Source organism: Bacillus sp. FSL R9-9410, from assembly GCF_038050385.1.
In the GTDB taxonomy this organism is placed as follows: Bacteria; Bacillota; Bacilli; order Bacillales; family Bacillaceae_G; genus Bacillus_A; species Bacillus_A cereus_U.
In genome coordinates, this window is the sequence record NZ_JBBOTV010000002.1 from 163,019 (window position 1) to 188,717 (window position 25,699).

Consider the following 25,699-nt stretch of genomic DNA (forward strand, 5'->3'; position numbering starts at 1 on the left):
TATGAATAAAAAATACTTTGATACGAGCTTTAGTATTCTACAGTGGTTTGTGTTTTTATTAGCAAATGCAATTGCATTGCCTATCATTATTGGTGGCATATTCCATTTATCAATAGAAGATATCTCAACATTAATGCAACGAACTTTTTTAGTTGTAGGAGTAAGTTCATTTATACAAGCATGGCTTGGGCATCGCTATCCCATAGCGGATGGGCCAGCCGGTTCATGGGTAAGTATATTTGTCATATTGGGACAAGTCGCTATGCATCAGGGACAAAGTGCAAAGGATGTATTACAACTTTTAGAAGGCGGATTAATTATTGCAGGTATATTACTCTTCGTCCTTGGTATAACAGGGCTTGTGCATCGAATTCTACGTTTATTTACACCCTTGGTTACAGGCACTTTTCTTTTAATATTATCTCTTCAGCTTAGTGGTGTGTTACTAAAAGGAATGCTGGGATTACAAGGAGCTGTAACTCATCCTGATTATACAACGGCTACTATTGCGCTCTTTGTTTTTACCCTTATTACTTTCTTATCAATTAAAGGGAAAGGATGGATAAAAAGTTACGCTGTGTTACTTGGAATTTCATGTGGTTGGCTTTTGTATGCTGTATTAGGAAAATCATCTCATATGCCTTCACACACGCCGTTAGTTAAGTTACCAGAGCTATTTTCTTGGGGCACACCTAGATTCGATATCGGAATGGCTCTAACTGCAACTTTATTTACATTTCTTTTAGTTGCAAATACGATTGCTGCTATTTCGGCTGTAAAACAAGTGGCTCCGTTATCTAAAGAAAATGAAAAGCAAACACTGAACCGTGGTGTATGGGTCGGAGGTATATCACATGTTATCTCGTCGTTGTTCTCTACAATTGGAATTGTACCATTACCTGCATCAGCAGGATTTATTCAACTAACAGGACAAAGAAAAGTGAAGTCATTCCTTATAGCAAGCCTCATATTAGCAGGAATTTCTTTTATTCCCTTCATTGTAAGCTTTATATCCTTGCTACCAGGTCCTATTGCTAATGCCGCACTTTTAGCAACATTTGTCCAAGTAATAGGCATTTCATTTCAATCCATTTTACGTGAAGAATTAAATCAACGCCGATTAACTATATTAGGAATTTCATTATTAATCAGTTTGGGAATAATGTTTCTTCCAGAAAGTGCATTTAGCGGAATTCCTTCTTCCTTACAATATGTTTTAAGTAATGGATTACTTGTGGGTACCATGCTTGTCATTCTATTGGAACAGTTTTGGAAAGAGTAAAATTTGTGACTAAGTAAAAAAGCGCCCTGCTTACAGGGCGCCTTTTTATACCTAATGACTAATACTAGCAGTTGGGTATAATGTTGTTCCTCCAATTGAAACTTTTATTTCATTTGTTAATGGAACATTTTGTTCATTAATAATTGTTCTCCACCATTCCCATGCAAGACCAGTACATTCTCTTGCTACGATTTTTATATTTTTTGAATTTGGTGGAAGAGGGATAACTGTAGAGTAATGAGCCGTTTTGTCTTTGCCGCTACCATCCCATGTTTTATGTGTTAGTACTTCTTTACCATTTTGATCAAATGTGAATTCATCCCAAGATACATCAAATTGCGCAACGTAAGCACCGTAATGATCCAGTGTCATTTTAGCACTTGAATATTCTGTAGTTGTCGTCTCGATATAATCTGTATTGTTATGAACAGCAGCAGTTGCATTATCTTTTAAAAAAGTACTTGTATATGAAATTGGGTATGCTGGATTTTTAAGACTTAATTCAGCATTATCTTTAATGATATTTCGGATTTCATTGAAATCTTTAGTAACAACCTTGTTATGCTCTTTCGCATCTCCGCCTAATACTACAGCAGTAAAGGTACTTTCTTCAAAAATATCTTTGTACTGTCCATTCGTTTCGACGCTGTTATTCTTAAGTAAGGCTTTAAAAGCAGCTTGTACATCTTTGCTCTTAGATGTTGTTTCTAATTTTACATAAACAGTTCTACCATAAGCTACATTTGAGACCATAACAGGTGGGGCCGAATTACTTACACCTTTACGAGTTAACTCACCAAAAGTAACACTATTATCAAAAAGGTCGGATGGATTGTTAGGTAGTTCAGCACTTACGGTATAAAATATTTGCTTATATGCCGCTACCATCACTTTTTTCTCTCCATTTGCAATCGCATTAAAATCAATATTTAGACTGTTATCAAGATATTTAGCGTTAACGTTAAGGGCACTTGCGATTTGTGATTTACTATAAACCATAGATTCTGTATACTGCATTCTTGCAGGTAACGTATGTGTTTTAGAATACTTTTCATTCCAAGTAGATACTAAATCATCTACTGCTCCAGCCACATTACCATATGTCGGATTTTGGACAGTAATTGTATTTTCTTTTCTCATGCCAGGTAAGTCTATACTAATATTCAAAGGCTTTCTCTTAGCCACTAATAAACTCGGTTGATTGTCTGCAAAAGCTTTATTTGCAAGTTGTACCGCTCCTGGATACGTACGATTCACCACAGAATCAATAATCGAAATATCGACTGGTGAAGTTGTAAGTGATTTTTTCTCGCGTTCCACTACTACAAATTTACCATTTGAATTGATACTTTCTTTCGGAACAAAACTCTCTACTTTATCACCATTTACAGCTAAAACCTCTTGATTATTATATTTAAGATTTGCTATACCAGTATCAATGCCACTAGCATTTTTGGTTACATCAGTTGCATTACCTACTTGTGTTTCTGCGAAGGAAATAGATGAATAATTAATAGTGCATAGACTAACTAATAAACACGCAAGGAACTTTCTTCTTTTAATTATTTTCTTAATATTCAGAAAAATCACCCCGTTCTTTTTTTAGTAAGATATGATAATGATTGATAAATGCTAGCTAACTAATAAACCTACATAAATGCTTTCAAAAGTTCTTGAATTAACGGGATTACGCCACCTACAAATTTCAAAACTGCCATTGCGATTTCCATATTATTTCCTCCTTTTTTATTGCTACGAAAATGTGATTTATCTTTATGCCCTCATTATAGTGACCCCTTACACTTTTATCAATACACTCTTATATGCAATATTACATACAAAAAAAACAAGCTGAATTCTTATAAAAAGTTATACAGAGATAAATTTTCCGTTTGGTAAATACTTGAAAATACGAAGCGTTCCTTTGCATTTCATGAGTAATTTACAAGTTTATTGTTGGAAGCGTCGCAGGACTGGAAGGAATGAAGTACCTATGGGACTGTTACGAGCAGCCAGAAGCATTAAGAGTGATCATGGGAAATCGCATAAAAAAAAGCTGCTGCCTATAAAATACAGACAGCAACTTCAACTAGAGTAGCTGTTATGATTTACGTAAGCTACAGTATACAATTTGATTTTCTATTAGTCTTTTTGGCATACTCATTTTTGAGCTGCTTCTTTTTTACATTTTGTAACTAATAAACAGCGATTGGCCCATAAGGACCATTGATAATTTCTATTTTTGTTTCAAAAATATCTGTCAAAATTTCTGGGTCCATAACCTCTTCTACTGTTCCAAAAGCAGCAATTTGTCCATCTTTCATAGCACAAATTTTATCAGAATATTTGGCTGCAAAATTTATGTCATGCATAACAGTCAAAATTGTTCTTCCAAATTCATTAGCCGCCCGTCTCAAATGCTCCATCATTTGAACAGAACGAGCAACATCAAGGTTGTTCAGAGGCTCGTCTAAAAGTACATATTCAGTCTCTTGGCACAATACCATCGCTACATATGCCCTTTGTCTTTGACCACCAGAAAGCTCATCTAAATATCTATTCTCTAAATTAGTTAAATGCAAGAAATCGATATATTTAGAAATAATAACTTCATCTTCTTTAGTTAATCTTCCCTTTGAATAAGGAAAGCGCCCAAATCCAACTAGCTGTCTAATAGTAAGCCTAGTTTCAAAATGATTTTCTTGTCGCAATATAGTCAAAATTTTCGCTAGGTCTTTTGATTTGGATTCAGAAACATCCATGTTTGCTACCTGAATTTGACCTTCATCCATATCTAAGAGTCTTCCAATCATCAAAAGTGTCGTGGACTTTCCAGCGCCATTTGGTCCAATTAAAGAAGTAAAGCCCGCTTTTGGTATTTCAATATCCAAAGGTCCTATTTTTACCTTATCAGTATAGAACTTTTTAACATTATCAATTTTTATCATAAAGCCCTCTTCCTTAAAACTATAGTTAAGAATACTATTCCACCAAATAATTCAATAATAACTGAAACTACACCTTGAGCATGGAATACATGATACATTAAAAAGTATGCACTCGTCATTATCAAAAATCCTATAGCAAAAGCCATTGGGAAAATATATCTATGATCATAAGTTGACGCCGCTTGATAACTCAAAGTTGCCACTAAAAATCCGTAGAAAGTAAGTGGTCCAATCAGAGCTGTTGAAATGGACATCAAAATAGCAACTAATACAAGCGTATAAATTACACTAGGTTGATATTTAACTCCAAAAGAAGTAGAAACATCCTTTCCTAGTGATAAAATATTCAACTTCTTAGAATGAGTAAAAATTAATACTGCTACAATTATGATCATAGGAATTACAATAGGAAAATATGCAGGGTCTGCATGGTTAACAGAACCAAATAATTTCGCTTGTAAAATATCAAACTCTGAAGGTGCAAGTAGCTTTCTCATGAAAGTTGATACAGAATTTAGTCCAGTACCAATAATAATTCCAACTAAAAGCATAAGTTGTAAATTCCCATATTTACCGGAAAGCAACCATCCATAAAGTATCAAACTCATGAAGACCATAACAACAACTTGGAATAAAAATGACCCAATTCCATTAAAGTTTATTAATGCACTAGCACCAAAGAAGAATATTGTGCTCGTATGTATTGCTGAATAAAGTGATTCGAAACCTAGAAGCGAAGGAGTAATAATCTTATTGTTCGTAATAGATTGGAAAGCAACTGTCGACAAGCTATGGCAAACAGCAGCAATAATCATCGCAACAATAGCTACTATCCTTCTCTTAACAACTGGGATAAAAGAAGGTGAATCTATCGGCACTGGATTGTTATAAACTAAAAGTCCATATGAAGAAAGGAGGCCTAAAGCGATCAATGTTATCAGTACAATCCAATAACGTCTTGCTTCCTTCTTAGAACGAAAAGCGCTAGCTGATCTACTTTCATTATGAAGGCTAGAATCGATTTCGACATTTTCTTTATTTCTATAGTCTAATGTGATCATCGCAGCCTCCTTGGTTTTCTTTTTCTCAATAAAATAGTAATAAACACGACTGCTCCCACTGTTGCAAGTATTAAAGAAACAGGTACTTCAAAAGGCTTTATAATTGTTCGAGAAATGATGTCACAGGTAGTTATTGTCCCCATTCCGATCACACATACCCAAGGTAAATTACTCCTAAGATCATCCCCTCTAAACATTGAAACAATGTTTGGAACAATTAATCCTAAGAAAGGTAAGTTTCCAATAACAGCTGCAACAATTCCAACTGCAACAGAGATAAGGCCAGTCCCAAAAAGAACAATTCTATTGTAGTTAACTCCAAGGCTTGTTGCGACATCTTCTCCTAGTCCAGCTAAAGTCAATCTATTAGCATACATAAAAATAAGCACAGTAATGATAACAATCAGCCATAAATATTCATATCTTCCCACCTGAACGGTAGCAAATGAACCTACGAACCAAGTTTCAATACTTTGCGTCATTTGAAAAAGGAGTCCCAAAAAAGTAGATACTGCAGAAATAACTGCTCCAAGCATTAATCCAATAATCGGGACAATTAAAGACGAACGAAGTTTAACTCTTCTTAAAAATAAAAAGAAAATCATAGTTCCTATAAAAGAAAAAATGATTGCACCAGTCATTCTTTGAACTAAAGTCGGGGCAGGAAATAATAAATATACAAAAAGCAGGCCTAAGCCTGACCATTCAATAGTCCCCGTTGTAGTAGGTTCAACAAAACGATTTTGTGTAATGAGTTGCATTACGAGCCCTGCCATCGCCATTGCAGCTCCAGTAAGCATTAATGCAACCGTTCTCGGAACACGAGTTATGAAAAACATCTCCATTCCGTCCTCTTGTCCACGTATATCATAAACTCCAGTAAACAGTGATATAATCCCTAAAATTATAACAACTATAATCGCTATTATAAAAGGTTTTGTCCATATTTTATTGTGATTATAAAACTGGGGTTGAGAAATATTCTCAACCCTAGAAATCATATTTTTTGACACTGTTTCGTACTCCTTTACACTACTTAGCTAAAGTTTTTGCAATATTTCCAAACAACTCTATATAAGTCTCAATTGATTCATTTGTGTAAGTATCTGCTGGTGCATAAATAACTTGTTTTTTAGAAACAGCAGTTGTGTTTTGAAGAGCAGGTGATTTAGAAATAACATCCTGAGCAGGAGCTGAAGTAGCAGCATCAGATGTTGCAGCATCACGATCTAATACGAAAAGCCAATCAGGATTTGTTTGTGCAATAGCTTCAACAGAAACGTCATCACCTTTATGACCTGCAGTAGAATTAGACACTTCTAGTGCTGGAGTCCAACCGAAAATCTCATACATTGGTCCCCAAACGCGACCAGAGTGAGGAGCAGCAAAACCAATATTCCCACCAGTAACGATAACACTCATAACTTTATCTTTTCCATTATAAGCAGATTTTACATTTTCAATAGATTTATCAAAATCAGCTACTAATTTTTTAGCTTCTTTATCTTTATCAAAGATTTTTCCTAAAGAAATTGTAGAATCTTTAAGTCCTTTTACTAAGTTTTCTCCAGGCTTAGTAGCTTTCTCAGAAACATCAACATTAAGATCAATAACAGCTGCATTTGGCACTAATTTTTTGATCTCTTCGTAATGGCCAGCAAATCTTTGACCAACGATTACAAGTTCAGGGTTTGCCGCTGCAATAATTTCAAGATTTGGTTCGCGGTGATTTCCGATATTTTGAACTTTACTATCCTTTACATATGCTGAATCTGCAGGCATTACATCCTTTGGAGCAGCCGCCAATTTAATTCCCCAATCAGCTAAAGTTTCAAAAGTTCTATTATCCAAAGCAACTACATTTTTTGGATTTACAGGGACTTTAACAGTTCCATGTGCATCAGTGATTTCAACTGTTTTTGGCTTATCACTACTATCACCTTTATTAGCTTTCGAAGTTTCCTTACTTGAATCTGAGCAAGCTACTAACATTAAAGTGAAAATTGCTAGAATACTTACTAATTTTAAAAGCATAGTTTTTTTCATACGTATACTCCTTATAGTGTAATTTATTTCGAAAATGATGACGTCCATAAATTGAATTAGATAGTAACTGCTGTTCACCTAAACCAATATTGATAATCATTTTCATTTGAATATCCTGTTAATTAGTATAGTCATTAATTCTGTGAAAATCTTGTGAATGGTGGGAGTTAATAGAATTAAGCATACTTTGTATACAAAAAGTAATACGTGAAGTCAGGCGTGTTGATTAACCTTTATTTTACAAAGAATATTGATTTTCTTTTCGAGTAGGCACTTTCATTGGATACGGTCTCAACTAATGCGCGCTAGAGTCGTCCCTCCACACTAATCAATAGATGGGCACCTTATAACCCATGATTTCTCCTACAAAACACGCCCATTAATAGCTACTATTTTCATAATCCATTGCCTGACAGAAATATTCTTTTTATAGTTTCCATCTTTTAATATTTCTCAGAAACTATTTGATTATCAGATTTAATAGAAAAAACGAGTAAAACTGAATGAAACAGTTTTACTCGTTTTTTCTATTATGCTAGATATTGATTATTATGACAAACTGTACTTTACCTATTATCTTATTTTTATCATTCAATCATTGAATAGCCCCTGCCATGTATCGTTTGAATATATCTATCTTTCTTCTCGCACTTTAACTTTTTTCTTACGTACCCAATATATAAGTCTACTACATTTGGATTTACTACTACGTTAAATCCCCAAACCTGGTTCAAAAGCATTTCACGGCTCAATATTGTATTTTTATTCTTGATCAAAAATACAAGTAAATCGTACTCGCGCTTAGTAAGCGTGAGATTTTTACTACCCTTTTTCACAATATTGCTAGATGCATCAACAAAGAGATCTTTAAACTGAAAAAAGTTTGTCTCATTTTGCTGGATACAGTCACTTCTCCTTAAAATAGCTTGAACCCTTGCTACTAATTCTTCTTTCACAAATGGTTTTCTAATATAATCATCTGCTCCTGCTTGTAGCCCTGCTATGCAATCCTTGCTAGAAATATTGCCGGTCACAATAATTATCGGTGTCGTTTTAACAAGTCGTATTTGTCTACAAATTTCTGGCCCCGATATACTTAATGAATCCCAATCCAATATGATAATATCCCAATCTTGTTCATATACTATATTTAAACCTTGGTTTTCATTGTGAAGTTTTAAAATGAAATAGCCCTCTTGCGTTAGACCGCTTACGATTTTCTTTGCAAAAGACCGTTCATTCTTAATTACTAACACCTGCTTCACCGATGGTTCACCTCTACTTCAATATAACTTAGTTAGATAAAAAATTATCTCAAAAAAATAATTTAAGATTTATAACTATTAAATTCCTAAAAAAGTCATTATAACAGCTTATTAGGAGAACTCTATACAATCTTACAATAGATATGGATAAAAACACAAAATATATGAAGATTTAAATACATATTATTTAATCATTAAGGGCAGCTATAGTATCTACCTGTTTATGTTTATCATCAATAACTATTTCTTCGGTTTCTGTTTCAAGGGCACCGCCCCATCCCTATCAACTTAAGCATTTTATAAAACCACAAAATGAAAAAACGGTCTTCTTCCTAATAAAATTTTGTTTTTACCGATATTAAAAACTGAATATTCAATTGATCTTATCGATATTTATGTATATATCCTGTGGTATAGAGTACGTTAATTTGTTAGATAAGGAGAATAAAAAGAGAATTAAACATAGGGGGAACAGATCCAAAAGGACAAAACATCGCGTCTTTTTTATAAACACCGTAACTTTATTTAAAAGCGACATTGAAAATATTCTTCAAATCCTGGAAGCATAACTTTGCCGCAAACAAAAAGAACCATAAGCTTGCCAAACCGGCAAACTTATGGTTCATATCATATAAAATAAAAAAACCACCAAATATGTATTGGTGGAGACGGTGGGAGTCGAACCCACGTCCAAAAATATCGGCGCTTAAGCTTCTACGAGTGTAGTCGATATATTAGCATTTCGCGAACTCTTCGGCCTATCGACAGGCTTCCAAGTTGCTAGTCTGATTGTTCTCTTCCTTCGCCCTCAGACGGCGAACTCCGGCGTAGTCCACTTAGTTTGAGTCCCTTACCCTACCACATGGACGATGGAGGGAGGAACCTTTAGTGCAATTAAGCAGCTAAAGAAAGATTGTTTTGTTTGCCAATTATAGGCTTTGACGTTTTAACGAGGCCGATCCCCTCGACTCGCAACCTAAGCTCGAACTATCCCTGTCGAATCCGTAACGTCCCCATGATAAAAATGGAGCATACGAAGAAATATCGTGATAGCTACTAAGAGCTGTTTTTCAATGTGCAACAATCTTACATAGGTTATTATATCATACGCGCGCCGTTTTACAAATGTAAATATCTGTATTACATCTTTTGACGATCACGGAACACGCGTGCAATTTCACGTTTTGCTTCTTTCTCTTTTAAATCGTTACGCTTATCATATTGCTTCTTACCTTTCGCTAAACCAAGTGCCATTTTCGCAAATCCATTTTTCAAATAGATTCTAACTGGAACTAATGCATATCCTGTTTCTTTTGCATAACCTGCTAGCTTATCAATTTCTTTTTTATGAAGAAGTAACTTTCTTGTACGTAGCGGATCGTGATTGAAACGATTCCCTTGTTCATATGTACTAATATGCATATTATGAACCCATACTTCACCGTTATGTATACGTGCAAACGCATCTTTCAAGTTCACGCGTCCAGCGCGAATCGACTTAATTTCCGTTCCTTGAAGGACAAGCCCTACTTCGTATGTTTCTTCGATGAAATAATCATGAAATGCCTTTTTATTTTGCGCAATAACCTTACCTGTACCTTTTGGCATATAACGTCCCTCCTCTATTTTTACCATTGTAACAAATGTTAACAAAAAGCGAAAGTGGCTCGCTCAGAATGTGAGGTGGATGGAGCTTCTGACCTTGAGGCGCTCTTTGCCTCTTGGGAAGAAGCGAAGCCGCCAAACATTCTAGCCACTGTAGCTGGATTCCACAAAAAGCGAAAGTGGCTCGCTCAGAATGTGAGGTGGATGGAGCTTCTGACCTTGAGACGCTCTTTGCCTCTTGGGAAGAAGCGAAGCCGCCAAACATTCTAGCCACTGTAGCTGGATTCCACAAAAAGCGAAAGTGGCTCGCTCAGAATGTGAGGCGAAGCCACTCTTTTATTACTTGCGCTTTTTCTTTTTCTTCTTGAATCCTGGTATATTTTCAAAGAATCCTTTTTTCTTCTTACCATTACTATTACTATTACTATCTTTTTTCCCTGGCTGACTAGCGGATGTGGATGCAGATGCAGATGCTGATGCTGATGCTTTTCCTTTTCCTTGGCCACCACGATCAAACTTTCTTCCTGTGCCGCGTTCACCACCGCGCTCATTACTACGCTCGCTACGTCCACCGCGTTTCTTTCTGCCTGTTCTTGGCTGTTCAATCACAACTGGACGATCTTTGAACTTGCGACGAGGTGTGCCTTTCATGCCAACGATTTCAAAGTCGATTGCGCGCTCGTCTTTATTTACGTTAATAACACGAATTGTAATTTCGTCACCGATGCGGAATACGTTACCTGTACGTTCTCCAATCATCGCAAAATGTTTTTCGTCATAACGGTAGTAATCATCTGTTAAATAGCTAACGTGTACAAGACCTTCAATTGTATTTGGAAGCTCTACGAATAAACCGAAGTTTGTTACAGAGCTAATCATACCGTCATACTCTTCACCGATCTTATCAACCATATACTCTGCTTTTTTCATTTCATCTGTTTCACGCTCAGCTTCAACAGCGCGGCGTTCCATATTAGAAGAGTGCTCTGCAATCTCAGGTAAGTTTTCACGCCATTTCGCTTGCGTTTCGTTGTCTACTTTACCATTAATGATGTATTCACGAATCAATCTATGAACAATCGTATCTGGGTAACGACGAATTGGCGATGTGAAATGCGTGTAAAACTCAGTTGATAAACCGAAATGTCCTAAGCTGTCCGAATCGTAACGTGCTTGCTTCATAGAACGAAGCATAACTGTTGAAATGACTACTTCTTCTGGCTGACCTTGAACCATTTCAAGAATTTGTTGCAGCGCACGAGGATGTATTTCGTTCGCACGTCCTTTTACTGCATATCCGAAGTTTGTTACAAACTCGAAGAAACGCTCAAGCTTATCTTCTTTCGGATCTTCATGGACACGGTACATAAATGGTACGTTCATCCAGTGGAAGTGCTCTGCTACTGTTTCGTTCGCAACAAGCATAAACTCTTCAATTAACTTCTCTGATACAGAACGATCACGCATTACAACATCAGTCGGTTTTCCTTCTTCATCTACTAGTACTTTCGCTTCTTTAAAGTCAAAGTCAATCGCACCACGGCGCATACGTTTTTCACGTAAAATTTGTGCTAACTGCCCCATTTCTTTAAACATTGGTACTAGCGGCTCGTAACGTTCAATTAGCGCTTCGTCTTCATCTTCTAAAATGCTTCTTACGTCAGCATACGTCATACGCTCTGTCGTTTTAATTACACTTTGGAAAATCTCATGCTTTACAACATCACCTAGATTGTTGATTTCCATTTCACAAGATAGTGTCAGACGGTCTACTTTCGGATTTAATGAACAAATACCGTTTGATAAACGATGCGGAATCATCGGAATTACACGGTCTACAAGATATACACTCGTTGCTCTCTCCGCTGCTTCAACATCAATTGGAGAACCTTCTTGAACGTAATGACTTACATCCGCAATATGAACGCCAAGCTTATGGTTACCGTTCTCAAGCTTCGTTACTGTAACAGCGTCATCTAAGTCTTTCGCATCCGCACCATCAATTGTAACAATCATTTGATCACGTAAATCACGGCGATCTTTTATATCTTCTTCTGAAATCGTTTCTGGTACACTGTTTGCATGTTCCATCACTTCTTCAGGGAATGCTAAAGGTAAATGATGTTTATGAATGACAGATAAAATATCTACTCCTGGGTCATTTTTATGACCTAGAATTTGAATAACTTCACCTTCTGCGCTTAAACGGTTCTCTGGGTAGCCCGTAATTTTCACAACTACTTTATGGCCTTCTACAGCGCCCATAGATGCACTTTTCAAGATAAAAATGTCACTTGTCCAGCGTTTATTATCAGGTATAACAAATCCAAAGTTCTTTGACTCTGTATATGTACCAACTAGTTCCTTCGTTCCACGCTCTAAAATACGAACAATCGCGCCTTCTTGGCGTGATCCACTTGATTGCGCGCTAACACGTGCTAATACTGTATCACCATGAAGTGCACCATTTAATTCTGTAGGCGGGATGAAAAGATCATCATCTCCTGTTTTCTTCTCTTCTGGAACGACGAACGCAAAACCACGTGCGTGCCCAATTAATTTACCGCGTACTAAATTCATTTTTTCTGGAAGACCGTAGCGGTTACTACGTGTGCGGATAACAAGGCCCTTTTCCTCCATCATTACAAGTGCCTTTACGAAATCTTTAAAGCCCTCAGAGCCTTCGATTCCAAATGCAGCTTCTAATTCTTGTATCGTTAACGGTTTATACGCTTCTTCCCTCATAAATAATAACAACTTATCAATATGTTCTTGCATGATTTCTTCCAAGCAGAAATACCTCCTTTAAACCCTTATATTATTTAGTGTATCCGAAAGATGGGGGATGTATAAAGTGAAACTTTAATCATCTCCCAATGATTTTTTACAGCTTCCATAAAGTGTAACTTTAATCAGTGGAGTTTTGTCCCTCCCCACTGATTGTTAGCCCACACCAATTGGGATAATAAATTCCCTTATGAAAAAAAGAGGCAACTAGATCTTACCAATCTAGTTGCTCCAAGAAGTTATATACATCCTCATGTAGCACATCACGTTCTTTATCAAGTGTAATGACATGCGTAGAGTCTTCATACCATTTAATGTCTTTTAACGTAGATTCTACACCGTTATAAATAATGTTAGCACTATCTGTATTAATCATCTCATCATGACGTGCTTGTACAACGAATGTTGGAGCATAAATCATATCAACATTATTGCGTACGTCACGAATCAACTCCTGTAATGCTTTTAATGTATTCATTGGTGTCTGTTTAAATTCAAACATTTCCTGCTCAATTCGTTCTGGTGATTTTTGCTCACGCTTTTTATATTCGCGGGCATATGCCAATATACCTTGGTACATAATTTCTTCACTTTTAATGTACATCGGTGCACACATTGGTACAACACCTAAAATCGGTAATGTATAAGCAAGTTTTAATGAGAATACTCCACCTAATGATAATCCAACCGCAGCTATTTTCTCGTAACCTTGATCTTTTAAATGCTGGTAGGCATTCATTACATCTTTCCACCAGTCTTCAGGGCCTGTACGAACAAGCTCTTGTGGTGGTACGCCGTGTCCTTTATAAATTGGCGCATGACAAGTATAGCCTTTCTTCTCTAAGAAACGCCCTAGCATGCGTACGTCAGCTGAGTTCCCTGTGAATCCATGTAATAATAAAACAGCGCGGTCTCCACCTTCAAATGTAAATGGTTTCGGAGATGCTAATTTCATCATGTACTTCTCCTCTTTCTCTTCTGTAATCTAGTCGTATTCTTTCTATTCTTAGTGTACCATATTTATAATTCTATAATCTAATTAGAAACTTTTTTTGAATAACAAATCAAAAAAAGAAGAACCATTAGCATAATCCGCTAACGCTTCTTCTTTTACTTTTATAAATTTAAGTACGTAACACCAATTGTTAGTACGAAGAATAATACAGCTAAGACAACTGTAACACGGTTTAATACCGCTTCAATTCCACGTGCTTTTTGCTTACCAAACAATTGCTCTGCACCACCTGAAATAGCGCCTGAAAGGCCTGAGCTATTACTAGACTGCATAAGTACCATAATAATCATTAAAATCGATACAACAATAAGTAAAACTGATAATAACGTATGCACTTGGCGTACCTCCTACAAAGATTCAGTTATTTTAAATGTAGCATAAATCCTATAGAAAAGCGAGAGCTATAGAATCGCTCTCGCTTTTCTTCTATTACATGAACATCATTGCGAACAACGGTCCAAGCAAACATGTCAAAATTGCTGTTAATGTCATTGTTACCGATCCAATAACACCTTCATGCTCATTATTTTTCATCGCTCTCATAACACCCATAATATGAGATGCACATCCAAAGCCAATCCCTTTACCAACTGAGTTTGTAACACGGCTCCATTTTAATAAAATTGGTCCTGAAATCGTTCCAGTAATCCCTGCGATAACGACGAAGGCCGCTGTTAAGGACGGGACACCACCAACTTGTTCAGATACACTCATCGCAACTGGCATTGTCACTGATTTTGGTAGAGAAGATAAAATTAAGCTTTTATCTGTTCCCATAAGTGTGGCGATAGCCAAATCACTTGCAATAGCAACTGTTGTACCTACTAATACCCCACCAGCAATTGGTACAACATATTTTTGCAGAACATGACGTTGTTTATAAAGGGGGATTGCAAATGCTACAACACCTGGTCCGAGTAACTTCGCAATCCAGCCACCACCACTTTCCATATAATTTTGATATGGTATATCAAGCATTATAAATAAGAAAGCCATTAATCCTGTTGCAACAAGCATTGGAATGGTAAATGGTGTTGGAAATAATTTATAGATTTTTTTAGATAATTGATATAATAGCACCGTAAAAAGAACCCAACCGATTCCGATTAATATTTGGCTCATTGTGTCTCTTTTTCCTTTCTATTCGCAAGATATTGTCCTGTATGTCCTGCGGCAATAATAATTAAAAACGTACTCGCTACAACTGTAATGAAAAGAGAAATTCCTTTACTCATAAAAAAAGCACCGTAATTCATTAAGCCAAGCGTTGGCGGAATTAATAAAAACGGCATAATAGCAACGAGTGTTTCTGCTCCTAAATCAAACCATTTCACTGGAAGTACTTTTAGGCTAAGTAAAACAAGTAGGAGGAACATCCCAATCAAACTTCCTGGAATCGGAATATTCAACATTTCTTGCACCCAATTTCCAACCATATACAATACATAAAGAGCAGCAATTTGGACAAGAATCTTTGTAAGTTTCATGTTCATCATCCCTCATGTTTATACGATCTTCTGTTAATATCCTTATCATAGTATAAATTGTAAAAACCTGCAATTTATCAAATCGACAACGAAAATTCACTATATTATACGCTTACACCCTTGATATGACTGCGTTTCTGAATATAATTTACGTCAAAAACCTTGACCTAATATGTAAAGTTTATATTTTCTGAATTTTGATGGTTATTATTTCAATAAAATAAAGTGAAACTTTAATCAGAGGGGGGTCCATCCCCCTCTGATTATTAGCCTTCACCAATCGGGCTTTTACTGCCCGTTAATGCGGGATAAAGATAGGTGGTGAACATATGTCTAAAAAAGTTCTCATTTTTTGTGATCCTGGAATCGACGATACGATAGCCCTTCTCCTCGCATTCTTTATCGATGAAATTGAAATTGTTGGGATTATCGCTGATTACGGCAATGTTCCAAAAGAAATGGCCGTACAAAATGCTCATTTTCTTAAACAAAAATCAAGAAATAGAGACATGAAAATATTTGGTGGTTCAGACCGTCCTCTCAATGGAGGTCCACCCGCTTTTTTTACCAATATTCACGGTAAAGAAGGGTTAGGGCCAATCATCCCAAATGAAAAGTTACAAAACGGAGAAATGGAGAATTTCTTTGAAGTTATCCCTCTTATCGAGCAGTATAAAGACGAACTAGTCATTGTAAGTTTAGGGCGACTCACTTCCCTAGCTGTTTTATTTATTTTATGTAAAAACTTAATGCAGCAAATTAAATCTTATTATGTAATGGGTGGTTCCTTTTTACATCCAGGTAATGTAACTCCCATATCAGAAGCGAACTTTTATGGTGATCCAATCGCGGCTAACATTGTATTACAATCCGCATCTAACATGTACATATACCCGTTAAATGTAACTCAGTATTCCATCGTTACACCTGACATGGCTGAATACATTGAGGCCAAAGGAAAGGCCTCTCTCGTCAAACCTCTATTCGATTATTACTACTATGGATATTACAAAAAAATTTTACCACAATTAAAAGGCTGCCCTTTTCATGACACGATACCGATATTAGCTTTACTTGATACTTCTATGTTTACCTACTACAAATCACCAATTACCGTCATGACCGAATCTTACGCTCAAGGAGCAAGCATCGGTGATTTCCGCTCTTTAGTTGGATCAAGCCCATTCACCAATCGGCCCTCGCAGCAAATTGCTATCGATTTTGATTATAATCTCTTCTTTAAATACTTCATGTCACTTATGACAGACGAACAATTTTAGCAAAAAAAAACAGACCGTGATTTCTCACGGTCTGTCGTTATTTTCTACAATTATCGTTTGATATTGTAAAAAGATTGTAAACCAGCGTAAACAGCGATTTCGCCTAGCTCGTCTTCGATACGTAATAATTGGTTGTACTTAGCAATACGGTCAGTACGGCTCATAGAACCAGTTTTGATTTGGCCAGCGTTAGTTGCAACTGCGATGTCAGCGATTGTAGCATCTTCAGTTTCACCAGAACGGTGAGATACAACTGCTGTGTAACCAGCACGTTTAGCCATTTCGATTGCTTCGAAAGTCTCAGTTAAAGTACCGATTTGGTTAACTTTAATTAAGATTGAGTTAGAGATACCTTTTTCGATACCTTCAGCAAGTTTTTGAGTGTTAGTTACGAATAAATCGTCACCAACTAATTGTACTTTATCACCGATACGCTCAGTTAATAATTTGTGACCATCCCAGTCGTTTTCGTCTAGACCATCTTCAATAGAGATGATTGGGAAGTCTTTGCAAAGCTCTTCGTAGAAATCAACCATTTCTGCAGAAGTTAAGCCAGTACGGCCTTCGCCTGCAAGGTCATATTTACCAGTTTCTTTGTTGTAGAACTCAGAAGAAGCAACGTCCATTCCTAAGAATACGTTCTCTCCAGCTTTGTAACCAGCTTTTTCGATAGCTTCGATGATTACTTCTAATGCTTCACGGTTAGAACCAAGGTTTGGAGCGAATCCACCTTCGTCACCTACTGCAGTGTTAAGACCTTTGTCATGTAATACAGCTTTAAGTGCATGGAATACTTCAGCACCCATACGGATTGATTCTTTGAATGTTGGAGCACCAACTGGTAAGATCATGAACTCTTGGAAATCAACGTTGTTATCAGCGTGAGAACCACCGTTGATGATGTTCATCATTGGAGTTGGTAATTGTTTTGCATTGAATCCACCAAGGTAACGGTATAATGGAAGACCTACGAAGTCAGCTGCTGCGTGAGCTACTGCCATAGATACACCAAGGATAGCGTTAGCGCCTAGTTTACCTTTGTTTGGAGTGCCATCTAATTCGATCATAGCACGGTCGATACCAGCTTGGTCAGTTACGTCGAAACCAACGATTTCTGGAGCGATTGCTTCGTTAACGTTGTTTACTGCGTTCATAACACCTTTACCAAGGTAACGAGATTTGTCACCGTCACGTAATTCTACTGCTTCGTGCTCACCAGTAGATGCACCACTTGGTACGATAGCGCGTCCGAATGCGCCGCTTTCTGTGTAAACTTCTACTTCTACAGTTGGGTTACCACGAGAGTCAAGGACTTCGCGAGCATAAACATCAATAATTGTTGACATAATAAATTCTCTCCTTTTTATATAAGCAAATTATTTAATAATTGTTTTACCTGTCATTTCTTTCGGTTGTTCCACATTTAAAAGTGTAAGCATTGTTGGAGCGATATCTCCTAAAATACCACCTTCACGAAGCTCTACATCATTTTTTGTAACGATGAAAGGAACCGGGTTAGTTGTATGGGCTGTCATTGGTCCACCCTCAGCAGTTAACTCCTGATCGGCATTACCATGGTCAGCAGTAATAAGTGCTACACCATCTTTTGCAAGAATCGCTTCTACAACTTTTCCTAAACATTCGTCAGTTACTTCTACTGCTTTAATTGTTGGTTCCATCATCCCAGAATGACCAACCATATCACAGTTTGCAAAGTTAAGAATGATAACATCGTGTTTATCATTTTCGATGTCATTTACTAAAGCGTCCGTTACTTCATAAATGCTCATTTCAGGTTTCAAGTCATACGTTGCAACCTTCGGTGAGTTAATTAAAATACGCTCTTCTCCTGGGAATTCAGCCTCACGACCACCGCTAAAGAAGAATGTAACGTGCGGATACTTTTCGGTTTCCGCGATGCGAAGTTGCTTTAATCCCGCTTGCGCAACAACTTCACCTAATGTGTTATCAAGGTTCATTGGCTTGAATGCCACGTAACCATCTACAGTTTCACTGAAATGTGTCATACAAACGAATTCAGGAATGTGAGGTACTTTTTCACCACGATCGAACTCACGGAAGTCTTCGTTTGTAAATACACGAGCAATTTGAATTGCACGGTCTGGACGGAAGTTATAGAAGATAACTGCATCATCATTATTGATTGTTGCAACTGGCGTGTCATCTTCGCTAACAATTACAGACGGCAATACGAATTCATCATGAATACCATTTGCATAAGAGTCTTCTACACACTCTTCTGCTGATTTATAAGTAGGGCCTTCACCATTCACCATAGCACGGTAACATTTTTCTACGCGATCCCAACGCTTGTCACGGTCCATGGAGTAATAACGACCAGAGATAGTCGCGAATTGTCCTACTCCTGTTTCTTTAATTACTTCATTTGTTGCATCTATATAACCTTTTGCTGTTTGTGGTCCAACATCGCGGCCATCTAAGAATGCATGGATATATACTTTCTCCACGCCTTCTTTTGCTGCTAAGCGAAGAAGAGCAAACATATGGTTCATGTGACTATGCACACCACCATCAGAAAGTAAACCGAATAAATGAAGAGCAGTACCTTTTTCTTTCACGCTTTTAATTGCATTTTGGAAAGTTTCGTTCTGATCGAACTCACCTTCACGAATTGCAACGTTTACGCGTGTTAAGCTTTGATATACGATGCGGCCAGCACCGATATTTAAGTGACCAACCTCTGAGTTACCCATTTGACCTGCTGGAAGACCTACTTCCTCACCACAAGCTGTAAGCGTTGTGTGAGGGAATTTGTTCCAGTAACCATCAAAATTAGGTTTCTTAGCTTGTGCTACAGCATTCCCGTAAGTTTCTTCACGTAGTCCGAAACCATCAAGAATGATTAAAGCTGTTGGCTTTCTCATTTTACCGCCCCCAGAAGACCTAAGAACGAAGCAGGCTCTAAGCTAGCACCGCCAACTAAAGCGCCGTCGATGTCAGATTGTGCCATATACTCTTTAATGTTTTCTGGTTTTACGCTACCGCCGTATTGAATACGAACAGCTTCTGCAGCTTCTGGAGAAACAGCTTCTGCAACAACTTTACGGATGTGCGCACATACTTCATTTGCATCTGCAGAAGAAGAAGATTTACCTGTACCGATAGCCCAGATTGGCTCATAAGCGATAACAGTTACTTTAACTTGCTCTTCTGTTAAACCTGCAAGTGCTTTTGTCACTTGACCTGCTACTAGATCAAATGTTTTTCCGCTTTCGCGCTCTTCTAAAGTCTCTCCACAACAAACGATTGGTGTTAAACCATGTTCAAATGCTGCAAGAGTCTTTTTGTTTACTGATTCGTCTGTTTCAGCAAACATTTCACGACGCTCAGAGTGGCCAAGTACTACGTAGCCTACTTTTAAGTCGCTAAGTGCTACTGGGCTAATTTCGCCAGTGAATGCACCATTTTTTTCGAAGTGCATGTTTTGTGCACCTACTTTTAAGTCAGTTCCTTCAGCCTTAGCTACTAAACGCTCTAAGAATAGAGCTGGAGAGCAAACTACTGCATCAACAGCTGAAGCTGCTGGGATTTGACCTTTAACTTCCTCTACGAAGCTAACTGCTTCAGCTAGAGTTTTATTCATTTTCCAGTTACCTGCGATAATTGGTTTACGCATGCTTTGCACCGTCCTTTTTCTTTGGCTGCTACTTATTTGTCGTTAAGACAAACTACACCTGGAAGTTCTTTACCTTCCATGAATTCTAATGACGCACCGCCGCCAGTAGAAATGTGGCTCATTTTATCAGCCATACCGAATTTTTCAACAGCTGCTGCAGAGTCACCACCGCCGATAACAGAGTATGTACCTTCTGCATCTGCTAATGCTTGCCCTACTGCTTTTGTACCTTCTGCGAATGGAGTCATTTCGAATACACCCATTGGTCCATTCCATACAACAAGCTTAGAGTTTTTAATTACATCTGCATAAATTTCACGTGTTTTAGGACCGATGTCCACGCCTTCCCAAGTAGAAGGAATAGAGTCGATACCAACGATTTGAGTTGTTGCAGTTTCAGAGAATTCCTCAGTGATTACAACATCAACTGGCATGTAGAAGTTTACGCCTTTTTCTTTTGCAAGTTGCATAAATTCTTTAGCTAGTTCAGTTTTGTCGTTTTCACATAGTGATTGACCAATTTCATGACCTAAAGCTTTAACGAATGTATAAGCAAGTCCGCCACCGATGATTAAGTTATCTACTTTGTCTAATAGATGACGAATTACACCGATTTTATCTTTTACTTTCGCACCACCGATAATAGCTGTGAATGGACGTTCTGGGTTAGAAAGTGCTTTACCTAATACATCTAACTCTTTTTCCATTAATAAACCAGATACTGCTGGTAGGTAGTCTGCGATTCCTGCTGTAGAAGCGTGAGCACGGTGAGCTGCACCGAATGCATCGTTTACGAAAATATCAGCAAGAGCTGCAAATTCTTTCGCAAGTTCTGCATCGTTCTTTTCTTCGCCCGCATAGAAACGTACGTTTTCAAGAACTACTACGTCGCCTTCGTTCATTGCTGCAACCATTTCTTGTGCAACTGGTCCGAATGCTTCGTCCGCTTTTTTAACATCTTTACCAAGAAGCTCGCCTAAACGTGCTGCTACTGGAGTAAGACGTAATTCTTCTACTGCTTGACCTTTTGGACGGCCTAAATGACTTGCTAAAATTACTTTCGCACCTTGCTCTACTAAATATTGAATTGTAGGAAGAGCTGCACGGATACGAGTTTCATCTGTAATTTTGCCTTCTTTCATAGGTACGTTGAAATCAACGCGGCAAAATACACGCTTACCTTTTAAATCTACGTCACGAATTGATTTTTTGTTCATTGGATTTCCCTCCGACTACTAGTTAGGATTGACAAAACCCATTCAAAAGCTTATCACATTTGCTTCTAAAACGAAAGAAGAGAGAGAGGGAACAAACCCTCTCCCTCGTTTTGTCATTGATTGCTTATATACTTAAGAATTAAAGACCTTTAGAAGTCATGTATGCAGCTAGGTCTACTACGCGGTTAGAGTAACCAGTTTCGTTATCGTACCAAGAAAGTACTTTAACCATGTTACCTTCCATTACCATTGTAGATAATGCATCGATTGTAGAAGAATCTGTGCAACCGTTATAGTCGATAGATACTAATGGCTCTTCGCTGTATCCAAGGATACCTTTTAATTCGCCTTCAGAAGCTGCTTTGAATGCTGCATTTACTTCTTCAACTGTTACTTCTTTGTCAAGTTCAACAACTAAGTCAACTAGAGAAACGTTAGCAGTTGGAACACGTACAGCGCCACCGTTTAATTTACCTTTAAGTTCTGGTAATACTAATGCTACAGCTTTAGCAGCACCAGTAGATGTTGGGATCATGTTTTCAGCTGCTGCACGAGCACGACGTAAATCTTTGTGTGGTAAGTCTAAGATTTGTTGGTCGTTAGTGTAAGAGTGAATTGTTGTCATCATTCCGCGTTTTACGCCGAATTTTTCGTTTAATACTTTAGCGAATGGAGCTAGACAGTTTGTAGTACAAGAAGCATTAGATACTACATTGTGGTTAGCTGCATCGTATTCTTCGTGGTTAACACCCATAACTACAGTGATATCTTCGTCAGAAGCTGGAGCTGAGATGATAACTTTCTTAACTGATCCACCTAAGTGTTTCTCAGCGTCTGATTTTTTAGTGAAACGGCCAGTAGATTCTACTACTACTTCTACTCCGTAGTCGTTCCATGGTAATTGTGCTGGGTCACGCTCAGCGATAACTTTAATTTCTTTACCGTTAACAATGATGCTGTTTTCGTTAGCAGATACTTCTGCATTTAAAGTTCCGTGAACTGTATCATATTTTAAAAGGTGAGCTAATGTTTTAGCATCTGTTAAGTCGTTGATTGCTACTACTTCTACCTCAGAGTTGTTAAGAGCTGCGCGGAATACGTTACGTCCGATACGTCCAAATCCATTAATACCAATTTTAGTCATTTAAATTTCCTCCTTGGGGGATTATATTAAAGGGTATTACCCTTTGTTAATTGTTTTGCTGCACCTTCATCTGTAATTAGAATTGAAGTGTGCCCTTGCTTTATTACAGCCTGTATTGCTTTTGCTTTTGAAGAACCTCCAGCGACTGCGACAACGTGAGATACATGTTGTAAATCTTCAAGTTGCATACCAACTGTTCTTACTTTATGAACAACATTTCCTTGTTCATTAAAGTAGTAACCGAAAGCTTCACCAACTGCTTCGCTTGCCTGAATCTTTAACCAATCTGCTTCTGAAGTATTTCTGCGACGTGCCATTGTTAACGCATCACCGATTCCATGAATGACGATATTGGAAGATCGAATCAACTCAAGAACTTCTTTCACGGAGGGCTCTATTACAATAGACGCATATGCTTCGCTACTAACGTGATCTGGAACATACAATAAGCGATAATTACTCATCGTATTTTGTGCCATTTTGGCGCAAATGGTATTGGCTTCTAACTCAACACCTTCTCCAATCCCACCACGTGCTGGGACAAATAGCATATGTAAATCCTTGCAATCAAGTTGCATCATGTCCGCAGCAGCAGCTAGCGTAGTTCCTCCAGCCACAGCAACGATATTATTCACTGTCAGACGGTCTTTTATACAAGTCACACAAGCACGGCCCATCTCCAGTTTGACCCAAGGTGATTCATCACTATCACCAGGGACAACGAAAACTTCATCCAAGTCTAATGTTTCCTTAAGTTGTTTTTCTAAAACCTTTAACCCGGAAATTTCTTTCATAAAGTCTTCCAAAGCAAGAACTAAAGCTGTTCCTTCTTCTGTCAAAGTCATTCCAGAAGAAGCGACGTGAACTAAGTTTTGTTCTTTCAAAACTTGAACTTCACTTCGCAATACTCGTTCTGTCATACCGAGACTTGCAGATAAGTTTCTTCTTCCAATCGGCTGCATAAGCCTAATGTACTGAAGCACTTGCATTCTCGTTTGCATAACAGGTAGCAGATCAGGTAATAATTTTTTTGTGTTCTGAATCCATGAGCGCATATCTTTTCTCCTCACTACATCGGTTCATTCCCCTCTGTGGTCGCTTTATGTCCCGTAGTGACATTTTGTGTCCCACTTAGGTTAAAAAAATAATCCCTGCTACGTGTATTATTGTAACAGGAGACAGAAACTTATTCAACTCTTAACTGCATTGTTTATATAGTTTATTATGACACCTTTGTGAAGGTTACCATATTCTACTTGTCTTCCGCCTATTTCTACAACAGGAATCATTAGATGGTATTTCTCTAAAAGGTCATTATCTTCATATATATCTATTTCCTCAATTTGAAAAGAATATTCACATTGTACTTCCTTTAAAATTTGTTTCGCCTTCACGCAAAGACCACAATCTTTTTTTGTATATAGTACAACCTTCATCTTCTTCACCTATCCAATCGTTTTTCTTAGAGACGAAGCAGGAATATGCATTTGTTCTCTATATTTCGCAACCGTTCTGCGAGAAATAACGATCTCATGCTCTTCTTCTAATAATTTTGAAATCTTTTGATCCGAAAGTGGCTTTTTCTTATTTTCTGCTCCAACAAGCGTTTGAATGAATTGTTTCACACGCTTTGTAGAAATCGCCTCATCTTCCGTCGTAGAAATAGAATTACTAAAGAACGATTTCATCTCAAATAAACCATGCGGCGTTTGCACATATTTATTACGCGTTGCACGACTAATTGTAGACTCATGCACACCTAACTCTTCCGCCACCTCTTTTAAAGCAAGTGGTTTTAAATACTCTGGACCTTTCCAGAAGAAATCATGTTGTTTTTCCATAATAATATTCATCACTTGTAAGAGTGTTTGTTTTCTCTGTTTCAAACTGCGCATAATCCATTGCACATGCTGATACTTCTCCGATACGTAAGAAGCCACTTCACTTTCACTATTATTTAGTAACGCACTATACTCAGAGTGAATTTCAATTCTTGGCATATTTCTCTCATTCATCTGTAAAACGAGATGATCGCCATCTTTTTTTACCGCCATATCAGGCACGATATAAAGTGGTTTATCAGAAGAAAATGCAAGACCTGGTTTCGGCTGTAATGATGTAATACAGTTCACCGCATCCTGTAATTCCTCGTTAGTACACTTCAACACTTGAACGAGCTTTCGCCAATCTTTCTTAACGAAATAATTAAAATGATCATCTATAATTTCTTCCGCTAAACCATCTCTTCTTTGTAAGCGCTTCAATTGGATTGATAGACATTCCTGAATATTACGCGCACCTACCCCTGCTGGCTCTAACGATTGAACAAGCTCCACAGAACGGTCCACTACATCAATTGGCGCAGAAAGAAGCTCTGATAACTCTTCATTTGTTTCTTGTAAATAGCCATTTCCATCCATGTTCATAATAATGAAAGAAGCTGCTTTTCGCTCTTCTTCATCTATTTTATAATATTGGAGTTGATTTAATAAATGTTGCTGAATCGTTGTAGAATCCACACTGTAGATTTCCATTTGATTCTCGACTTGTTTGCGGGTACTTTTACTTGTGTTAGAGCTCTTTTTCTTCTCCCTCTCAAAACCACCTAACTCAATAAGGGGATTCTCTAACGATTGCTCATACAAAAACTCCGATAATTCTTGTACATTATACTGGAGCATTGTAATCGCTTGCCTTAACTCTTGTGTCATTGCCAAACGTAAGCTTTGTTCTTGTAAAAGACTTGCCTTCAAACTAATCTCCCCCTTGTTTCTATTGTACAATAAGTTTGGTAAAAGGAGAATCCTATCGCAGACACCCATTCCAAAATATTATTAATTTATATGTATTAATGAAATTTACATCTTACAACCGAAAAATGAATAATATTGAAAGAAAATAATA

General features: G+C 37.5%; 22 protein-coding genes and 1 other RNA gene. 2 read left to right on the forward strand and 21 right to left on the reverse strand.

Translation table 11 applies throughout. The features are described 5' to 3' along the window. Position 1 precedes the first annotated feature (1 nt). Complete coding sequence (locus tag MKX77_RS24835) at positions 2 to 1,282, forward strand: purine/pyrimidine permease (protein WP_215554681.1); 1,281 nt, start codon at positions 2 to 4, stop codon at positions 1,280 to 1,282. Positions 1,283 to 1,333: 51 nt separating this feature from the next. On the opposite strand, the gene alo is transcribed toward MKX77_RS24835, so the two are convergent. The 13 genes from alo to MKX77_RS24900 all read right to left on the reverse strand — a co-directional run bounded on the left by alo (position 1,334) and on the right by MKX77_RS24900 (position 15,505). Beyond that, complete coding sequence (alo, locus tag MKX77_RS24840) at positions 1,334 to 2,872, reverse strand: anthrolysin O/cereolysin O family cholesterol-dependent cytolysin Alo (protein WP_341308069.1); 1,539 nt, start codon at positions 2,870 to 2,872, stop codon at positions 1,334 to 1,336. A gap of 605 nt (positions 2,873 to 3,477) precedes the next feature. Then, the gene (locus tag MKX77_RS24845) at positions 3,478 to 4,230 is read right to left on the reverse strand and encodes an iron ABC transporter ATP-binding protein (protein WP_341308070.1); all 753 of its coding nucleotides are present in this window, start codon (positions 4,228 to 4,230) and stop codon (positions 3,478 to 3,480) included. Continuing rightward, entirely contained in the window at positions 4,227 to 5,291 is a 1,065-nt protein-coding gene (locus MKX77_RS24850) for an iron chelate uptake ABC transporter family permease subunit (RefSeq protein WP_085312766.1), read from the reverse strand. The genes MKX77_RS24845 and MKX77_RS24850 overlap by 4 nt, the downstream gene beginning before the upstream one ends. Continuing rightward, positions 5,288 to 6,304 (reverse strand): ABC transporter permease, encoded by a 1,017-nt coding sequence (locus MKX77_RS24855; protein WP_341308071.1) that lies wholly within the window; start codon positions 6,302 to 6,304, stop codon positions 5,288 to 5,290. Before MKX77_RS24855 ends, MKX77_RS24850 begins: the two co-directional genes overlap by 4 nt. 19 nt (positions 6,305 to 6,323) lie before the next feature. After that, a complete protein-coding gene (locus tag MKX77_RS24860) occupies positions 6,324 to 7,337 on the reverse strand; it encodes a siderophore ABC transporter substrate-binding protein (protein ID WP_044439325.1) in 1,014 nt (337 codons plus the stop codon). A 587-nt stretch (positions 7,338 to 7,924) separates the two neighbouring features. Continuing rightward, entirely contained in the window at positions 7,925 to 8,602 is a 678-nt protein-coding gene (locus tag MKX77_RS24865; RefSeq protein ID WP_341308072.1) for a response regulator transcription factor, read from the reverse strand. A 660-nt stretch (positions 8,603 to 9,262) separates the two neighbouring features. Next, positions 9,263 to 9,617, reverse strand: a transfer-messenger RNA (tmRNA) gene (gene ssrA, locus MKX77_RS24870). A 125-nt stretch (positions 9,618 to 9,742) separates the two neighbouring features. After that, entirely contained in the window at positions 9,743 to 10,210 is a 468-nt protein-coding gene (smpB, locus tag MKX77_RS24875) for an SsrA-binding protein (protein WP_193656010.1), read from the reverse strand. Between the two features lie 336 nt (positions 10,211 to 10,546). Then, positions 10,547 to 12,985: a ribonuclease R gene (rnr, locus tag MKX77_RS24880; RefSeq protein WP_445819123.1), complete on the reverse strand. Its 2,439-nt coding sequence runs from the start codon at positions 12,983 to 12,985 to the stop codon at positions 10,547 to 10,549. Positions 12,986 to 13,208: 223 nt separating this feature from the next. Then, entirely contained in the window at positions 13,209 to 13,949 is a 741-nt protein-coding gene (locus MKX77_RS24885) for an alpha/beta hydrolase (RefSeq protein WP_215556651.1), read from the reverse strand. A gap of 161 nt (positions 13,950 to 14,110) precedes the next feature. Beyond that, positions 14,111 to 14,344 carry a preprotein translocase subunit SecG gene (gene secG, locus MKX77_RS24890; protein ID WP_215554686.1) on the reverse strand — a complete coding sequence of 78 codons (234 nt, stop codon included), beginning with the start codon at positions 14,342 to 14,344 and terminating at the stop codon, positions 14,111 to 14,113. A 94-nt stretch (positions 14,345 to 14,438) separates the two neighbouring features. Continuing rightward, entirely contained in the window at positions 14,439 to 15,131 is a 693-nt protein-coding gene (locus tag MKX77_RS24895) for an LrgB family protein (protein WP_144506580.1), read from the reverse strand. Continuing rightward, the gene (locus tag MKX77_RS24900; RefSeq protein WP_341308074.1) at positions 15,128 to 15,505 is read right to left on the reverse strand and encodes a CidA/LrgA family holin-like protein; all 378 of its coding nucleotides are present in this window, start codon (positions 15,503 to 15,505) and stop codon (positions 15,128 to 15,130) included. Before MKX77_RS24900 ends, MKX77_RS24895 begins: the two co-directional genes overlap by 4 nt. Before the next feature lie 320 nt (positions 15,506 to 15,825). On the opposite strand from MKX77_RS24900, the gene MKX77_RS24905 reads away from it, so the two are divergent. After that, a complete protein-coding gene (locus MKX77_RS24905) occupies positions 15,826 to 16,776 on the forward strand; it encodes a nucleoside hydrolase (protein WP_341308075.1) in 951 nt (316 codons plus the stop codon). A gap of 50 nt (positions 16,777 to 16,826) precedes the next feature. On the opposite strand, the gene eno is transcribed toward MKX77_RS24905, so the two are convergent. The 8 genes from eno to rpoN form a co-directional block, all read right to left on the reverse strand. Further along, positions 16,827 to 18,122 carry a phosphopyruvate hydratase gene (eno, locus tag MKX77_RS24910; protein WP_002112796.1) on the reverse strand — a complete coding sequence of 432 codons (1,296 nt, stop codon included), beginning with the start codon at positions 18,120 to 18,122 and terminating at the stop codon, positions 16,827 to 16,829. A gap of 30 nt (positions 18,123 to 18,152) precedes the next feature. Continuing rightward, positions 18,153 to 19,682 carry a 2,3-bisphosphoglycerate-independent phosphoglycerate mutase gene (gene gpmI / locus MKX77_RS24915; RefSeq protein ID WP_215554688.1) on the reverse strand — a complete coding sequence of 510 codons (1,530 nt, stop codon included), beginning with the start codon at positions 19,680 to 19,682 and terminating at the stop codon, positions 18,153 to 18,155. Beyond that, a complete protein-coding gene (tpiA, locus tag MKX77_RS24920; protein ID WP_341308076.1) occupies positions 19,679 to 20,434 on the reverse strand; it encodes a triose-phosphate isomerase in 756 nt (251 codons plus the stop codon). The genes gpmI and tpiA overlap by 4 nt, the downstream gene beginning before the upstream one ends. 32 nt (positions 20,435 to 20,466) lie before the next feature. Then, entirely contained in the window at positions 20,467 to 21,651 is a 1,185-nt protein-coding gene (locus tag MKX77_RS24925) for a phosphoglycerate kinase (protein ID WP_215554689.1), read from the reverse strand. A 139-nt stretch (positions 21,652 to 21,790) separates the two neighbouring features. Then, positions 21,791 to 22,795 carry a type I glyceraldehyde-3-phosphate dehydrogenase gene (gene gap / locus MKX77_RS24930; protein ID WP_002112805.1) on the reverse strand — a complete coding sequence of 335 codons (1,005 nt, stop codon included), beginning with the start codon at positions 22,793 to 22,795 and terminating at the stop codon, positions 21,791 to 21,793. A gap of 26 nt (positions 22,796 to 22,821) precedes the next feature. Further along, positions 22,822 to 23,850, reverse strand: a complete 1,029-nt coding sequence (gene cggR / locus MKX77_RS24935) for a sugar-binding transcriptional regulator (RefSeq protein ID WP_215554690.1) — start codon at positions 23,848 to 23,850, stop codon at positions 22,822 to 22,824. Positions 23,851 to 23,985: 135 nt separating this feature from the next. Then, positions 23,986 to 24,231 carry a glutaredoxin family protein gene (locus MKX77_RS24940; RefSeq protein WP_215554691.1) on the reverse strand — a complete coding sequence of 82 codons (246 nt, stop codon included), beginning with the start codon at positions 24,229 to 24,231 and terminating at the stop codon, positions 23,986 to 23,988. Between the two features lie 9 nt (positions 24,232 to 24,240). Continuing rightward, entirely contained in the window at positions 24,241 to 25,548 is a 1,308-nt protein-coding gene (gene rpoN, locus MKX77_RS24945) for an RNA polymerase factor sigma-54 (RefSeq protein ID WP_215554692.1), read from the reverse strand. Between the last annotated feature and the right edge of the window lie 151 nt (positions 25,549 to 25,699).

Excerpts from the sequence above, each read along its gene's own strand:
- MKX77_RS24895 (WP_144506580.1), bottom strand. The coding sequence starts at position 15,131 with ATGAGCCAAATATTAATCGGAATCGGTTGGGTTCTTTTTACGGTGCTA.
- smpB (WP_193656010.1), bottom strand. The coding sequence starts at position 10,210 with ATGCCAAAAGGTACAGGTAAGGTTATTGCGCAAAATAAAAAGGCATTT.
- tpiA (WP_341308076.1), bottom strand. The coding sequence starts at position 20,434 with ATGCGTAAACCAATTATCGCAGGTAACTGGAAAATGAATAAAACTCTA.
- eno (WP_002112796.1), bottom strand. The coding sequence starts at position 18,122 with ATGTCAACAATTATTGATGTTTATGCTCGCGAAGTCCTTGACTCTCGT.
- MKX77_RS24905 (WP_341308075.1), top strand. The coding sequence starts at position 15,826 with ATGTCTAAAAAAGTTCTCATTTTTTGTGATCCTGGAATCGACGATACG.
- cggR (WP_215554690.1), bottom strand. The coding sequence starts at position 23,850 with ATGCGCTCATGGATTCAGAACACAAAAAAATTATTACCTGATCTGCTA.
- MKX77_RS24925 (WP_215554689.1), bottom strand. The coding sequence starts at position 21,651 with ATGAACAAAAAATCAATTCGTGACGTAGATTTAAAAGGTAAGCGTGTA.
- MKX77_RS24845 (WP_341308070.1), bottom strand. The coding sequence starts at position 4,230 with ATGATAAAAATTGATAATGTTAAAAAGTTCTATACTGATAAGGTAAAA.
- rnr (WP_445819123.1), bottom strand. The coding sequence starts at position 12,985 with ATGCAAGAACATATTGATAAGTTGTTATTATTTATGAGGGAAGAAGCG.
- MKX77_RS24900 (WP_341308074.1), bottom strand. The coding sequence starts at position 15,505 with ATGATGAACATGAAACTTACAAAGATTCTTGTCCAAATTGCTGCTCTT.
- MKX77_RS24940 (WP_215554691.1), bottom strand. The coding sequence starts at position 24,231 with ATGAAGGTTGTACTATATACAAAAAAAGATTGTGGTCTTTGCGTGAAG.
- MKX77_RS24850 (WP_085312766.1), bottom strand. The coding sequence starts at position 5,291 with ATGATCACATTAGACTATAGAAATAAAGAAAATGTCGAAATCGATTCT.
- MKX77_RS24860 (WP_044439325.1), bottom strand. The coding sequence starts at position 7,337 with ATGAAAAAAACTATGCTTTTAAAATTAGTAAGTATTCTAGCAATTTTC.
- gpmI (WP_215554688.1), bottom strand. The coding sequence starts at position 19,682 with ATGAGAAAGCCAACAGCTTTAATCATTCTTGATGGTTTCGGACTACGT.
- MKX77_RS24835 (WP_215554681.1), top strand. The coding sequence starts at position 2 with ATGAATAAAAAATACTTTGATACGAGCTTTAGTATTCTACAGTGGTTT.
- MKX77_RS24885 (WP_215556651.1), bottom strand. The coding sequence starts at position 13,949 with ATGAAATTAGCATCTCCGAAACCATTTACATTTGAAGGTGGAGACCGC.
- gap (WP_002112805.1), bottom strand. The coding sequence starts at position 22,795 with ATGACTAAAATTGGTATTAATGGATTTGGACGTATCGGACGTAACGTA.